10 protein-coding genes are annotated in these 14433 nt (G+C 70.7%); 7 read left to right on the forward strand and 3 right to left on the reverse strand.

Annotation, left to right across the window (positions count from 1 at the left end; genetic code table 11):
* Positions 1–25 precede the first annotated feature (25 nt).
* Both IE066_RS13665 and IE066_RS13670 read right to left on the reverse strand, forming a co-directional pair.
* Positions 26–451, reverse strand: coding sequence for a DNA polymerase III subunit chi (locus IE066_RS13665; RefSeq protein WP_189450855.1), 426 nt, complete (start codon positions 449–451; stop codon positions 26–28).
* A 19-nt stretch (positions 452–470) separates the two neighbouring features.
* The gene (locus IE066_RS13670) at positions 471–1955 is read right to left on the reverse strand and encodes a leucyl aminopeptidase (RefSeq protein ID WP_189450857.1); all 1485 of its coding nucleotides are present in this window, start codon (positions 1953–1955) and stop codon (positions 471–473) included.
* Between the two features lie 152 nt (positions 1956–2107).
* Between IE066_RS13670 and lptF the strand changes: the two genes are divergently transcribed.
* Both lptF and lptG read left to right on the forward strand, forming a co-directional pair.
* On the forward strand, positions 2108–3199 hold the full coding sequence (gene lptF, locus IE066_RS13675; protein WP_189450859.1) for an LPS export ABC transporter permease LptF: 1092 nt from the start codon (positions 2108–2110) through the stop codon (positions 3197–3199).
* The gene (lptG, locus tag IE066_RS13680) at positions 3196–4296 is read left to right on the forward strand and encodes an LPS export ABC transporter permease LptG (RefSeq protein ID WP_189450861.1); all 1101 of its coding nucleotides are present in this window, start codon (positions 3196–3198) and stop codon (positions 4294–4296) included. Before lptF ends, lptG begins: the two co-directional genes overlap by 4 nt.
* Positions 4297–4646: 350 nt before the next feature.
* On the opposite strand, the gene IE066_RS13685 is transcribed toward lptG, so the two are convergent.
* Positions 4647–5102, reverse strand: coding sequence for an RDD family protein (locus IE066_RS13685; RefSeq protein ID WP_189450863.1), 456 nt, complete (start codon positions 5100–5102; stop codon positions 4647–4649).
* Positions 5103–5132: 30 nt separating this feature from the next.
* On the opposite strand from IE066_RS13685, the gene xerD reads away from it, so the two are divergent.
* The 5 genes from xerD to xpsF all read left to right on the forward strand — a co-directional run bounded on the left by xerD (position 5133) and on the right by xpsF (position 14320).
* On the forward strand, positions 5133–6107 hold the full coding sequence (xerD, locus tag IE066_RS13690; RefSeq protein WP_189450865.1) for a site-specific tyrosine recombinase XerD: 975 nt from the start codon (positions 5133–5135) through the stop codon (positions 6105–6107).
* A gap of 342 nt (positions 6108–6449) precedes the next feature.
* Positions 6450–7286 carry a DsbC family protein gene (locus IE066_RS13695; RefSeq protein ID WP_189450868.1) on the forward strand — a complete coding sequence of 279 codons (837 nt, stop codon included), beginning with the start codon at positions 6450–6452 and terminating at the stop codon, positions 7284–7286.
* Between the two features lie 64 nt (positions 7287–7350).
* The gene (gene purL / locus IE066_RS13700; protein WP_189450869.1) at positions 7351–11268 is read left to right on the forward strand and encodes a phosphoribosylformylglycinamidine synthase; all 3918 of its coding nucleotides are present in this window, start codon (positions 7351–7353) and stop codon (positions 11266–11268) included.
* A 123-nt stretch (positions 11269–11391) separates the two neighbouring features.
* Positions 11392–13095, forward strand: a complete 1704-nt coding sequence (gspE, locus tag IE066_RS13705; RefSeq protein WP_484484273.1) for a type II secretion system ATPase GspE — start codon at positions 11392–11394, stop codon at positions 13093–13095.
* 7 nt (positions 13096–13102) lie between these two features.
* Complete coding sequence (gene xpsF / locus IE066_RS13710; RefSeq protein WP_189450873.1) at positions 13103–14320, forward strand: type II secretion system protein XpsF; 1218 nt, start codon at positions 13103–13105, stop codon at positions 14318–14320.
* Positions 14321–14433 lie beyond the last annotated feature (113 nt).

The following is a 14433-nucleotide window of genomic DNA, read 5'->3' on the forward strand; positions in this document are numbered from 1 at the left end:
AGGGGCCGGGCCGGGGCCCGGCGCCTCACATGTCGTGCTTCTTCAGCTCCAGGCCGCGGGCCTGGTACTGCTTCCAGCGCTCGCGCAGCGGGCCGCGGGCCGACTCGTCGGCCGGCACGACTTCCAGCACGCGGTCGAAGGCGCCTTCCACCGCCGCGTCGCGCAGGTTGATCACCAGCGGGCGCAGCGCGGCATCGACGTCGGGTGCGGCGATCAGCACCTCCGCCTCGTCCTCGTCTTCCTCGGCGCCGGCGATCTGGTGCGGGATGTAGACCTCGTCGCCCATGTCCCAGAGCAGGTCGTCGAGCGCCTCGGCCTGCTCCTGCGAGCGCGCGAGCACGAGCGTGGGCAGGCCGGCGTCGAAGGCCTTGCGGGCCAGCTCGCAGACCAGGCGCAGCGGCTCCGTGCGGAACCGCGGCGTGGTGATCAGGTAGAAGTCGGCGCGGGCCATCGGGGCGTGGCGTTCCGGATCAGGCCTGCGCGGCGCGATCCATCAGCCACTGCGACAGCAGGCCGACCGGCCGACCGGTCGCCATGCCGCGCTTGCCCTCGTCGTTGGCGACGCCGGCGATGTCCATGTGCGCCCAGCGCTGGCCCTCGGTGAAGCGCGCGAGGAAGCAGCCCGCAGTGATCGCACCGGCCCAGCGGCCGCCGATGTTGTAGACGTCGGCGAAGCTGGACTCGAGCTGGGTCTGGTACTCGTCCCAGAGCGGCAGCGGCCAGGCGCGGTCGAACACGTTCTCGCCGGCGGCGACCAGCTCGGCCGAGAGGTCCTCGTGCTTGCTCATCAGGCCGGTGGCGTACTTGCCGAGCGCGACGACGCAGGCGCCGGTCAGCGTGGCGACGTCGACCAGCGCGGCGGGCTCGAAGCGCTGCGCGTAGGTCAGCGCGTCGCAGAGGATCAGGCGGCCCTCGGCGTCGGTGTTGCCGACCTCGATGGTCTTGCCGGACATCGAGGTGAGCACGTCCGACGGGCGATAGGCGTTGGCGTCGGGCATGTTCTCGACCGCCGGCACCACCACCACGAGGTTCACCGGCAGGCCCATGCCGACCGCGGACACGAAGGTGCCCATCACGGTGGCCGCGCCGCACATGTCGAACTTCATCTCCTCGACGCCGCCCTGCACCTTGAGGTTGATGCCGCCGGTGTCGAAGGTGATGCCCTTGCCGACCAGCACATAAGGCTTCGCGTCGCCCGCGCCGGTGTACCTGAGCACGATGAGCCTGGGCGGATTGGCCGAGCCGCGCGCGACGGCCAGCAGCGAGCCCATGCCGAGCTGCTCCATCTGCGCAGCGTCGAGCACCTCGCAGCTGCAGCTGTCGAAGCGCGCGGCGAATTCCTGCGCCTGCTGGGCGAGGTAGGCGGGGTTGCAGATGTTCGGCGGCAGGTTGCCCAGCTCGCGCGCGAACTGCACGCCCGCGGCCACGGCCTGGCCCTGCGCGACGGACTGGGCGTCGCCGCCGGCGATCGACAGGCGCTTGAGGCCCGGCTCGAGCTTGGCCTTGGACTTCTCGCCCAGCGTCGCGGTGTAGCGGTAGGCGGCGTGGTCGGTGGCGATCACGGCCTGGCGCACGGCCCAGGCGGTGTCGCGGCCCTTGACCGGCACCTGCGGCAGCGTGGTCGCGGCATGCGCGACCGGGCCGGCCTTCAGCGCGCGTGCGGCGTCGCCCACGGCCTTGATGTACTGCGGCACGCCGAACTTGCCCGCCTCGCCCAGGCCGACCACCAGCACGCGCGGCGAAGCGACGTCGGGAAGGTCGTGCAGCAGCGCGGTCTTGCCGGTCTTGCCGGACACGTCGCCGCGCTCGATGAGCGCGGACAGGCGGCCGCCGGCGGCGCGATCGATCGCGGCCGCGGGTTCGGTGAGGGTCTTGTCGGCGAAAACGCCGACGATCACGCAATCGGCGGCGATGGAGGCCGGCGCGTCGGTGATCGGATCGAATTCGAGGGCCATCGGAGTCCCGGGCAGGTCGTGAAAAGGGTTTTACGTACAATCGCCGACCCTGTGGGCAGGCGCCGGCATGAGCCGGAGCAGGCACCCGACCGCGCTGGAAAGCGCCGCGCCGGGCCGTTGAACGAACGACGAGTCTAGAACAGCCCCCGCGAATGCTGAAATTCGACCGATACCTGCTGTCCGAATTCATACAGGCGATGCTGGCCACCACGCTGGTGCTGCTGATGGTCGCCTTCGGCGCCGTTTTCGCCGATGTGCTGCGCGACATTGCCGAGGGCCGCTTCCCCGCCGACATGCTGCTGCCGCAGCTCGGGCTGCTGTTCCTCAACTGGCTGCCGGTCATGCTGCCGCTGGCGCTGATGCTGGGCCTGATGCTGGCCGTGGGGCGCCTCTACCGCGATTCCGAGATGCCGGTGCTGGCGTCGGTCGGCATCGGTCCGCGCCGGCTACTGCGGCCGCTTCTGGCGGCGGTGCTGCCGATCATCGTGGTCGTGGCGGTCTGCTCGTTGTGGCTGGCGCCCTGGGCCGAGCGCGTGTCGCGCGAGATGGTCAATGCCGCCACGCGCAACCTTCTGGTGGCAGGGCTGGAGCCCGGACGCTTCACGCCGATCGGCAACGGCGGCGTGGTGTTCGTGAGCCGCATGACCACCGATGGCACGCGCTTCGAGCGCGTCTTCATCTACCGCCAGAAGGACGATCGCCTCGACGTCACCACCGCGAACGCCGGCCATCTCGAAGTCGACGACGAGGGCCATCGAATCCTCGTGCTCGACGATGGTTTCGAGGTCGAAGGCCCGCGCGAGGGCGCCGGCCGCGATTACCGGCTGATGCGCTATCGCCGCAACGAGGCGCAGATGCCCGCGAGCCAGGGCCGCTACGACAGCAACGACCCGCGCATGCTGCCCACCACGCGGCTGATTCCCGACAGCCGCCTCGAAGCCAAGGCCGAGCTGCATTCGCGCATCGCGCCGCCGTTCCTCGCGCTCGCCTTCGCGTTGCTGGCGGTGCCGCTCGCGCGCAGCTCGCCGCGCGAGGGGCGCCTCGGGCGCATCGCGATCGGCTTTCTCATCTACCTCGTCGCCACCATGCTCTCGCTCGCCAGCGTGAACTGGATCGCGCGGGAGAAGATCCCGGCCGCGCTCGGCCAGTGGTGGCTGGTGCTGCCGCTGCTCGCGCTCGGCGCGTGGCTGTACTTCAGCGACGGCCGGGTGCGCCGGCCGCGCCTGCGCGGAGCGCGCCGATGAAGCCGTTTCCGAAGATCCACGACCTCTACGTCGCCCGCGCCGTCCTCGGTACGGTGCTGCTGACCTGGATGGTGCTGCTCGGCCTCGACGTCACCCTCGCGCTGGTCGGCGAGATCGGCGACGTGGGCAAGGGCGACTACAGCTTCGGCAAGGCGATCGCGCACGTGGCCTACACCGTGCCGCGCCGCGCCTACCAGTTGTTCCCGACCTCCGCGGTGATCGGCGCGCTCATGGGTCTCGGCCAGCTCGCCGCCTCCTCCGAGCTCACCGCGCTGCGTGCGATCGGCCTGTCGCGTCGTCGCCTGACCATCGCCGTCGGCGGCTCGATCGCGCTGCTCACGCTGCTGATGGTGGTCAACGGCGAGACGCTGGGCCCGTGGGGCGACCGCATGTCCAACGTGGTCAAGAAGACGGCGACCACGCGCGACACGGTCGTCGCGCGCTACTCGGGGCTGTGGGCGCGCGAGGGCGAGGTCATCCTCAACGCGCAGGGCGGCGAGGAGCGCAGCGAGAACGGGCGCTCGTGGCTGGAGCTGCGCGACGTGCGGCTCTACGAGTTCGAGGAAGACGGTCGGCTGAAGTCGATCTCGCACGCGAAGGTCGCGGAGCACCGCCCCGGCAGCTGGCTGCTGCGCGACGTCGCGCGCACCTATTTCGACGAGCGCTCGGTGCGCCGCGAAACGGTGCCGACGATGCAGTGGGCCTCGAAGCTCGACAGCGCCGCGCTCACGGCCGACCTCGACCGCCCGCGTTACCTCGACGCGCGCGAGCTGCGCCAGGCGATGGACTACCGCGCCCGCAACGGGCTCGATGCCAACGAGTTCGAGCAGTACTACTGGGGCCGCTGGTTCTATCCGATCAATGCGCTCGCGCTCTGCCTCGCCGCGGTGCCGTTCGCCTTCGGCACGCTGCGCAGCGGCGGCCTCGGCCGGCGCCTGTTCCTCGGCATCATCTTCGCGCTGGGCTTCTGGCTGGCGCAGGAGACGTTCGTCCGGGCCGCCCGCGCCTTCCACCTCGACTACCGCGTGGCCTACCTCGCACCGACGCTATTGATGCTTACGCTGTCGATGATGCTGTTCCGGCGGCGTTCGGGGTGATGGCGGCCGCTCGCGGCGCACCGCGCCGCGGCCGCCCGAGCGCCCGCCGCGCGGCGGCGGGCCGGGCGCAGCAGATCGCCCGCTTCCCGGGCGTTTGCGCTGCCGCGTGGCCTGCTCTTACGCCCGCCGCGCTGCAGCGCCGGGGGGGGCGCCGTAGCCGATCGTGATGCGGCGATTTCCGGGCGGGGTGCCGCGTGCCGGTTTGAAACGCCAGCCCGCCGCGGTGGGCCCGTCTGTAATCCGCCATCGCGACCGGCCCATTCCGCGCGCGGCGGTGCCGTCCGGACGGAACGCCCGCACCGACCGAGAACGCATCTGTTCGTTCGGCGATCCGATCAGACCGCGCCGGATCAGCCCTTCTTCGCCAACCGCTCGACGCGCGTTCCGCTCACGCGGTCATGCCAGGTCAGGCGGTCGCGATCGATCCAGGCCCACCAGAAGCCGAGCCCGCCGAGCAACAGTGATGCGGTGCCGACGAGGTAACGCAGCGCCAGCGACCGCCAGCCCGGCGCGCTGTCGCCGCCGACCACCCGAAGCCGCCACGGCCGCATGCCCAGCGTCTGCCCGCCGCGGCGCCAGCTCACCACCGCATACGCCCCGGCGACGAGCCAGCACGTGAGCCACAGCAACCATGCCAGCAGGCTGAAGGGCTGGATGTTCTCGCGCGCGGCATGCCCCGCGACGTAATAGCCGACGGTGAACGCGGCGGACACCAGCATCCACAGCGCGGCGACCGGCCAGAAGTCGTAGAACAGCGCGAACAGGCGCCAGCCGATGTACGGCCGCGCGGGAGGAGTCGATGCCATGCGATCAGGATAGTCGCTAAGCTGCGGCGCATGGATTCGAACGCGGGCGCGCGGCGCACGGGCGGGGTGGCGGCGCGGCGACAGGTCGCACGCGCGATGCCGGAACTCGGGCCCGCGGACGCACAGCTGATCGACCGCCACCTCGATGCGATCTGGGCCGAAACCGGCCTCTCCGCGGCGTCGCGCGACAGCTATCGACGCGACCTCGCCGGGCTGGCGCGATGGCGCGGCCGCGATGGCGTGCTGCAGGCGGCCAGCGCCTCGGACCTTTCCGAATACCTCGCCTGGCGCGCGCGCGAAGGCTATTCGCCGCGCAGCAATGCGCGACTTCTCTCCGCGTTCCGCGGCTTCTTCGGCTGGTGCCTGAGGCAGCGCCTGCGCAGCGACGACCCGACCGCGCTGCTCGGCTCACCGACCCTGCCGCGCCTGCTGCCCAAGGCGCTGACCGAAAGCCAGGTCGCCGCGCTGCTCGCGGCGCCCGACGTCGAGTCGCCGGCGGGCCTGCGCGACAAGGCGATGATCGAGCTGATGTACGCGACCGGCTTGCGCGTCAGCGAACTGGTCGAGCTGCCCGCCCAGGCGGTCAACCTGCGTCAGGGCGCGTTGCGCGTCACCGGCAAGGGCAGCCGCGAGCGCCTCGTGCCGATGGGCGAGGAAGCGCAGCACTGGCTGGAGCGCTATGCCGCGCAGGCGCGGCCGGAACTGCTCGGCAAGGGGCGCAGCTCGCCGTACCTGTTTCTCGACGCCAAGGGCCTGCCGCTCACGCGCCAGCAGTTCTGGTCGATCGTGAAGCGTCTCGCGGCGGTCGCCGGCATCGAGCCCACGCGCATCTCGCCACACGGCCTGCGCCACAGCTTCGCCACCCACCTGTTGAACCACGGCGCCGACCTGCGCGCGCTGCAGATGCTGCTCGGCCACAGCTCGCTGTCCACCACGCAGATCTACACGCTGGTGGCGAAGGAAAAGCTCAAGCAGCTCCACCGCATGCACCATCCGCGAGGGTGAGGCAGGCCGCCTGCGCGGCACTGCCGCGCGGGCTGCCGAACGCCCGGCCATGGATAGATAGCCGGGCCGGGGCATCCGTTGCCGTGCAGCCACGCCGTGGACGACGACGAAAGATCGGAAATCTGCGTTCGGAACCACCGTACGGGCTGCCCGAACCACCCTCATGGATCGCCGGTCCCGGTGTCATGAATTTCGATATCCAGCCCGAGCCGCGTGGAATCGAGGCTCCGGGACAAGTGGCTCGCCGTGTTCCGGGTTTGCTGAACGCCTGGCCCGGTTCGCCGCGACCGTCCGCGCCCCCATGCCACAATCCGGCCCTCCCATTCCTTGCGCAGCGATCCGATGCGAGCACTCCGCACTTCCGTCCTTCTCGTCGCCTTCGGTGTCGCCAGCCTCACCGCCTGCGCGAAGGTGCCGTCCGACGCCGCGCCGCGCGCGAGCACGCTGAGCCGCACCGCCGGCTCGACCGCCGAGGCGAAGCCGGCCGCGGGCACGCCGGATGCCCGCGCGGTCGACGCGGTGCGCGCGCTGGAACCGCGCGCAGTGGTGGAACACGTCGGCGCCGCGCCGATCCCGGGCTTCCGCGAAGTGGTCGTCGGCGGGCAGGTGGCCTACGTCAGCGATGACGGACGCTACCTGTTCATCCCGGGCTCGGGCGGCGCGCTCTACGACGCCACGCAGAAGACCAATCTCACCGAGGCCTCGCTGGGCAAGCTGCGCAGCGCGCTCGTCGCGAAGATCCCGGCGAGCGACCGCATCGTCTACGCGCCGGCGAACCCGAAGCACCGCGTCACCGTGTTCACCGACATCAGCTGCGGCTTCTGCCGCAAGTTCCACAGCGAGATCGCCGAGTACAACCGGCAGGGCATCGCGGTGGAGTACGTCGCCTTCCCGCGCGCCGGCATCGGCAGCGAGGACTACAGGCAGATGGTGTCGGTCTGGTGCGCGCCCGACCGCCGCAAGGCGCTCACCGACGCCAAGAGCGATCGCCCGGTGCCGGCCCGCAGCTGCAAGAGCCCCGTCGACATGCAGTACGACATCGGCCAGCGCGCCGGCCTGACCGGTACGCCGATGGTGCTGGCCGACGACGGCACGCAGCTCGGCGGCTACGTACCGCCGGCACGCCTGCGCGAGCTTCTGGACAAGCTGGAGCCGGCCAAGACGCCCGCCGCGGGCTGACGGACCGGCCGCCCTCCGCGGGCGGGTACAATGGCGGGCCCTGCCGTCGCACGGTCCGTCGGACATGATCGTCCTCGAGGGCGCCTCCGCCCTGTCGCCGTTCCGCCTGGAGCGGCTCCAAGCCCGCCTCCGCAGTCTCGCTCCCGATGTCCGCATCGCCGGCGCCTGGCACACCTACTGGGTGCTGCCGGAGCCCGCCGCGCAGCCCGACATCGACCGTCTCTGTCAGATCCTCGAAGCCGCGCCACAGGTCGCCGCCCGCGGCGACGCGGACGTGTCGCGCTTCGTGACGCCGCGGCTGGGCACGCGCTCGCCATGGTCGAGCAAGGCCACCGAGCTGCTGCGCGGCGCCGGCCAGCCGGTGCATCGCGTCGAGCGCGGCATGCGCATCGACCTCGCGAACTGGCCTGCCGATGCGATGACGCAGGGCCGGCTGGCGAAGCTGCTGCACGATCCGATGACGCAGTCGCTGCTGGACGCACGCGAGGACGCGATCGCGCTGTTCGAGGCGCCCGCGCGCGGCGACCTCGAGCGCATCGACCTCGCCGACCTCGAGAACGCGAACCTGCGCCTCGGCCTCGCGCTCGCCGACGACGAGATCGCCTATCTGCGCGAGCGCTACACCGCGCTGGGTCGCACGCCGGCCGACGTCGAGCTGATGATGTTCGCGCAGGCGAACTCCGAGCACTGCCGCCACAAGATCTTCAACGCCAGCTGGACCATCGACGGCGTCGAGGCGCCGAAGTCGCTGTTCGGCATGATCCGCCACACGCACGCGACGACGCCGCAGCACACGCTGAGCGCGTACAGCGACAACGCGGCAGTGGTCGAGGGTTACGTGGCCAGCCGTTTCCGCCCGACCGGGGCGGATTCGAGCTATCGCAGCGAGCCCGAGGTCGACTCGGCGTTCTGCATCAAGGTCGAGACGCACAACCATCCGACCGCGATCGCGCCGTTCCCGGGTGCGTCGACGGGCGCCGGCGGCGAGATCCGCGACGAGGGCGCGACCGGCCGCGGCGGCAAGCCGAAGGCGGGCCTCGCCGGCTTCTCGGTCTCGCACCTGCGCATCCCGACGCTGCCGCAGCCGTGGGAAGCGCCGCGCGCGCTGAATCCGCGCATGGCGCCCGCGCTCGAAATCATGCTCGACGGCCCGATCGGCGCCGCGGCGTTCAACAACGAATTCGGCCGTCCGAACCTGCTCGGCTATTTCCGCAGCTTCGAGCTGCCCGAAGGCGATATCGCGCGCGCCTACGACAAGCCGATCATGCTCGCCGGCGGCCTCGGCGCGATCGACCGCATCCAGGTGCAGAAGCACGGCCTGCGGCCCGGCGACGCGATCGTCGTGCTCGGCGGCCCGGCGATGCTGATTGGCCTCGGTGGCGGCGCGGCGAGTTCGGTCGCATCCGGCGAAAGCCAGGAAGCCCTCGACTTCGCAAGCGTGCAGCGCGACAACCCGGAGATGGAGCGTCGCTGCCAGGAAGTGATCGACCGCTGCGTCGGCCTTGCCGAAGGCAATCCAATCGCGACCATCCACGACGTCGGCGCGGGCGGCCTGTCGAACGCGATCCCCGAACTGCTGCACGACTCCGACCTCGGCGGCGTGATCAACCTCGACCGCGTGCCGTCCGACGATCCGTCGCTGTCGCCGATGCAGCTGTGGTGCAACGAATCGCAGGAGCGTTACGTGCTCGGCCTGCCGCCGGAGCGCGTCGAGGAATTCGCCGCCATCTGCGAGCGCGAGCGCTGCCCGTTCGCGGTGGTCGGCTATGCGACCGCCGAGGAGCGACTCGTCGTCGGCCATGGCGCCACGCTCGAGGCCGTCGTCGCCGGCGAAACGGGCTGGGCGATCGACATCCCGATGGACGTGCTGTTCGGCAAGCCGCCGAAGATGCACCGCGACACCGCGCATCCGCCTGCGCCGAAGTGGCCCGCGCTGAAGTGGAACGGGCTGGATCTGCATGACGCGGCGCTGCGCGTGCTCGCGCATCCGACCGTCGCGTCCAAGAGCTTCCTCGTCACGATCGGCGACCGCAGCGTCGGCGGCCTGACCGCGCGCGACCAGATGATCGGCCCGTGGCAGCTGCCGGTCGCCGACTGCGCGATCACGTTCAGCGGCTTCGACACGTACACGGGCGAGGCCATGGCGATCGGCGAGCGCACGCCGCTCGCGCTGCTCGATTCCGCCGCGGCCGCGCGCATGGCCGTGGGCGAGGCGATCACCAACCTGTGCGCCGCGCCGGTGGAATCGCTGGATCGCGTGAAGCTCTCCGCCAACTGGATGGCCGCCTGCGGGCATCCGGGCGAGGACGCGCTGCTGTTCGACGCGGTCAAGGCGATCGCGATGGAGCTGTGCCCATCGCTGCAGCTCGCGATCCCGGTCGGCAAGGACTCGCTGTCGATGCAGGCGCAGTGGCAGGCCGACGGCACGCAGCAGAAGTCGGTGTCGCCGGTGTCGCTGGTGATTACCGCGTTCGCGCCGGTGCCGGACGTGCGCACGCAGCTCACCCCGCTGCTCGATCGCAGCGTGGACAGCGAGCTGTGGCTGATCGGCCTCGGCGGGGGCAAGCAGCGCCTGGGCGGCTCTGTGCTCGCGCAGTGCCATCCGGAAGCGGGCGGTGACGCGTCGTTCCCGGCGTTCGCCGCCGCGGGCGAGCGCGACGGCTTCGGCGTGCCGGACGTCGACGATCCGCAGCGCCTGTGCGAGTTCTTCGACCTGATGCGCGATGCGCGCAGTGCGGGCCTGGTGCGCGCCTACCACGACCGCTCCGACGGCGGCGCCTTCGCGGCGCTGACCGAGATGGCGTTCTGCTCGCGCACCGGCCTCGACATCTCGCTCGATGCCTGGGGCGAGGATCCGTTCCGCTGCCTGTTCAACGAGGAACTCGGCGCGATCGTGCAGGTCGCCACCGAGGACCGCGCCGAATTCGCCGACCTCGTCGCGCGTCACGGCCTGATCGACTGCGCGCAGCGAATCGCGGTGCCGACGTCCGCGCCGCAGGTGCGCGTGCGCCTGGACGGCGAGACGCTCGCCGAGTGGAGCTGGCAGGAGCTGTTCGATGCGTGGTGGTCGGTCAGCCACGCCATGCAGCGCCTGCGCGACAACCCCGCCTGCGCGGACGAGGAGCGCCACGTCGCGCGCGACTTCAACGCGCCGGGCATCGTCCCGAAACTCATGTTCGATCCGGCCGACGATATCGCGGCGCCGTACGTGAACACGGCGCGCCCGAAGGTGGCGATCCTGCGCGAGCAGGGCGTCAACGGGCAGGTGGAGATGGCCTGGGGCTTCGACCGGTCGGGCTTCACCGCCGTCGACGTGCACATGAGCGACCTGATCGCCGGCCGCGTCGACCTGCGCGAGTTCGCGGGCCTCGCCGCCTGCGGCGGCTTCAGCTACGGCGACGTGCTGGGCGCAGGCCGCGGCTGGGCCACGAGCGCGCTCGAGCGGCTGCCGGTGCGCGAGGCCTTCGAGGCGTTCTTCCGTCGCGACGACACGTTCGCGCTGGGCGTCTGCAACGGCTGCCAGATGATGGCTGCGATGGCGCCGGCGATCCCGGGTGCAGAGCACTTCCCGCGCCTGCTGCGCAACCGCAGCGAGCAGTTCGAGGCGCGCCTGGGGCTGCTGCAGATCACCGAGTCGCCGTCGATCCTGCTCGCGGGCATGGAAGGCTCGCGCATCCCCGTTGCCGTGGCGCACGGCGAGGGCCGCGTGCATTTCGACGACCCGGCCGCGCGCATGGCTATCGACGTCGTGGCGCGTTATGTCGATGGTCGCGGCGAGCCGGCCATGCAGTACCCGCTCAATCCGAACGGCTCCAGCGACGCCATCGCCGGCTTCACCAGCCGCGACGGCCGCGTGACCCTGCTGATGCCGCACCCCGAGCGCACGCTGCGCACCGCCAACCTCAGCTGGGCCCCGGCCGACTGGCCGGCCGATTCGCCATGGCTGCGGATGTTCCGCAACGCGCGGGCGTGGGTGGGCTGAGCGCGTTCATCGCGTTGAATCGACGGGCAATGGACGGCCCGTATGCGCGCCTCCCGCGCGGTGGCGGCCTGCTACAGTCCGGCGGTCGCCACGGAGGTCGAAATGAACGCGGTCGTCAACAACATGGAAGAGCCCATCGGCGGTGACCCGGTACAGGCGCGCATCCTCGCGCTGCTGATCGAGCGCGGCCGCCTCAAGGACGCCGATCTCGCACGCGCCCGCCGCCTCGAAGCCGAGACCGGCGGATCGCTGCTCGAGCTCGTCGGGCGCCTGGGGCTGGTTTCCGAGCGCGACCATGCCGAGGCCGTCGCGACCGTGCTGGACCTGCCGTTGGTGTCGACCAAGGACCTGCCCGACCTGCCGCCTGAGAACGTCGCGCTGTCGCCGAAGTTCATGCGGCAGTTCCATCTCTGTCCGATCCGCGAAACCGACGCCGCCATCGAAGTGCTGATGGCCGATCCGCAGGACGCCTACCAGCTCGACGCGCTGCGCCTCGCGGTGCCGCGTCCGCTCAATCCGCTGGTGGGCGTGCGTTCGGAGATCGATGCGCTGATCGAGCGCTGGCACGGCCAAGGCCGCAGCGCGATGGGCGCGATCGTCGACACCGCCGACGGCGAGGGCGGCGACATGGACGATGTCGAGCACCTGCGCGACCTCGCCTCCGAAGCGCCGGTCATCCGGCTGGTCAATCTGATCATCCAGCGCGCGGTCGAGTTGCGCGCGTCGGACATCCACATCGAGCCGTTCGAGACGGCGCTGAAGGTGCGCTATCGCGTCGACGGCGTGCTGCACGAGGGCGAGAGCCCGCCGACCAATCTCACCGCCGCGGTGATCAGCCGCATCAAGATCATGGCGCGGCTCAACATCGCCGAGCGCCGGCTACCGCAGGACGGCCGCATCCAGATGCGCGTACAGGGCCGTGAGCTCGACCTGCGCGTGAGCACGGTGCCCACCGCGCACGGCGAAAGCGTGGTGATGCGACTGCTCGATCGCGAGTCGGTGGTGCTGAGTTTCGAGAAGCTCGGCTTCACCAACGAGTTCCTGCCGCAGTTCCAGAAGGTGCTGGACCTGCCGCACGGCATCCTGCTGGTCACCGGTCCCACCGGCTCGGGCAAGACGACGACGCTGTACACGGCGCTCTCCAAGCTCAACACGCCGGACGTCAAGATCATCACCGTCGAGGACCCGATCGAGTACCAGATCGAGGGCATCAACCAGATCCAGGCGAAGCCTGCGATCGGGCTGGATTTCGCGCATGCGCTGCGCTCGATCGTGCGCCAGGACCCGGACGTCATCATGATCGGCGAGATGCGCGACCTGGAGACCGCGCGCATCGCGATCCAGTCCGCGCTCACCGGCCACCTGGTGCTGTCGACGCTGCATACCAACAATGCCGCGGGCGGCATCACGCGCCTGCTCGACATGGGCGTCGAGGACTACCTGCTCACGTCGACGATCAACGGCATCCTCGCGCAGCGCCTGGTGCGCCGGCTCGAGCCCACGCATGCCGAGCGCTACCGCGCGTCGCCCGAAGAGATCGAGAAGTTCGGCCTGCGGCGCCTGCAGCCGGAAGGCGACATCTTCCTGTTCCGGCCGAAGGGCTCGCCGCTGGCGCCGTCCGGTTACCACGGGCGTACGACGATCATGGAGTTCCTCGTCATGAACGACGAGCTGCGCCGCGCGGTGATGCGCCACGCCGGCATGGGCGAGATCGAGGAGATCGCGCGTGCCGCCGGCATGCGCACGATGTACGAGGACGGCATCGCCAAGGCGCTCGCCGGTCTTACGACCATCGAGGAAGTGCTGCGCGTGACGGAAGAGTCGTAGGCCGCGCATGGCGCTCTATCGCTACAAGGCATTGAATCCGCGCGGCGAGATGCTCGACGGCCAGATGGAGGCCGCGAGCGTCGAGGAGGTCGTGCAACGGCTGCAGGGGCAGGGGCATCTGCCGGTCGAGGCGCGACCCGCGAGCGAAGGCGGCGGGCCGGCGATCTGGAAAGGCCTGTTCAAGCAGAAGCCGTTCGGAGGCGCGCGGCTCGTGCAGTTCACCCAGCAGCTGGCGACGCTGCTCGGCGCGGGGCAGCCGCTGGACCGCGCGCTGTCGATCCTGTTGGAGTTGCCGGACGACGAGGCCGCGCGTCGCACGATCGCCGACATCCGCGAGGCCGTGCGTGGCGGCGCGGCGCTTTCGACCGCACTCGACCGCCAGCACGGCACGTTCTCGCGCCTGTACGTCAACATGGTGCGTGCGGGCGAGGCGGGCGGCACGCTGCACGAAACGCTCGCGCGGCTGGCGGATTACCTCGAGCGCGCACGCGCGCTGCAGGGTCGCGTCATCAATGCGCTGATCTACCCGGCGATCCTGCTGGTGATGGTCACGCTGAGCCTGCTGTTCCTGCTCGGCTACGTGGTGCCGCAGTTCGCGCAGATGTACGAGAGCCTCGGCGCCGAGCTGCCGCTGTTCACCAAGATCATCCTCGGCGTCGGCGAGTTCGTGCGCGATTTCTGGATCCTGATCGTCGCCGCGCCGGCGCTTGCGATCTGGTGGATCGAGCGCAAGCGCCGCGACCCCGCGTTCCGCCTCGCCTTCGACGCATGGTTGTTGCGGCGCAAGTTCGCGGGCCTGCTGGTCGCGCGCATCGAAGTCGCGCGTCTCGCGCGCACGCTCGGCACGCTGGTACGCAACGGCGTGCCGCTGATCACCGCGCTCGGCATCGGCCGCAACGTGCTGGGTAATCGCATGCTTGCGGACGACGTCGACAAGGCGGCGGACGAAGTGAAGAACGGCGTCGCGCTGTCCACCGCGCTCGGCCGCGGCAAGCGCTTCCCGCGCCTCGCGCTGCAGATGATCCAGGTGGGCGAGGAATCGGGCGCGCTCGATGCGATGCTGATCCGCACCGCCGAGACCTTCGAGCACGAAACCGGCCTCGCGCTCGATCGCATGCTCGCCGCGCTGGTGCCGATCGTGACGATGGTGCTGGCCTTCGTCATCGGCACGGTGATCCTCGGCATCCTCGTTCCCATGTACGACCTGACGGGGCAGATTGGGTGAGCGATGCCTGCTTACGCGGCATCGCCGCGTAGGCATCGCGAACGCCCGGCGCGCTGCGCCGGGCCGGAAGCGAACTCGCAGCTCGCGATGGAGCAACATCCGCAGGCGCGCAT

The organism is Cognatilysobacter xinjiangensis (assembly GCF_014651995.1).
GTDB classification, from domain to species: Bacteria; Pseudomonadota; Gammaproteobacteria; order Xanthomonadales; family Xanthomonadaceae; genus Cognatilysobacter; species Cognatilysobacter xinjiangensis.

Excerpts from the sequence above, each read along its gene's own strand:
- purL (WP_189450869.1), top strand. The coding sequence starts at position 7,351 with ATGATCGTCCTCGAGGGCGCCTCCGCCCTGTCGCCGTTCCGCCTGGAG.
- IE066_RS13695 (WP_189450868.1), top strand. The coding sequence starts at position 6,450 with ATGCGAGCACTCCGCACTTCCGTCCTTCTCGTCGCCTTCGGTGTCGCC.
- IE066_RS13665 (WP_189450855.1), bottom strand. The coding sequence starts at position 451 with ATGGCCCGCGCCGACTTCTACCTGATCACCACGCCGCGGTTCCGCACG.
- lptF (WP_189450859.1), top strand. The coding sequence starts at position 2,108 with ATGCTGAAATTCGACCGATACCTGCTGTCCGAATTCATACAGGCGATG.
- IE066_RS13670 (WP_189450857.1), bottom strand. The coding sequence starts at position 1,955 with ATGGCCCTCGAATTCGATCCGATCACCGACGCGCCGGCCTCCATCGCC.
- xerD (WP_189450865.1), top strand. The coding sequence starts at position 5,133 with ATGGATTCGAACGCGGGCGCGCGGCGCACGGGCGGGGTGGCGGCGCGG.
- IE066_RS13685 (WP_189450863.1), bottom strand. The coding sequence starts at position 5,102 with ATGGCATCGACTCCTCCCGCGCGGCCGTACATCGGCTGGCGCCTGTTC.
- gspE (WP_484484273.1), top strand. The coding sequence starts at position 11,392 with ATGGAAGAGCCCATCGGCGGTGACCCGGTACAGGCGCGCATCCTCGCG.
- xpsF (WP_189450873.1), top strand. The coding sequence starts at position 13,103 with ATGGCGCTCTATCGCTACAAGGCATTGAATCCGCGCGGCGAGATGCTC.
- lptG (WP_189450861.1), top strand. The coding sequence starts at position 3,196 with ATGAAGCCGTTTCCGAAGATCCACGACCTCTACGTCGCCCGCGCCGTC.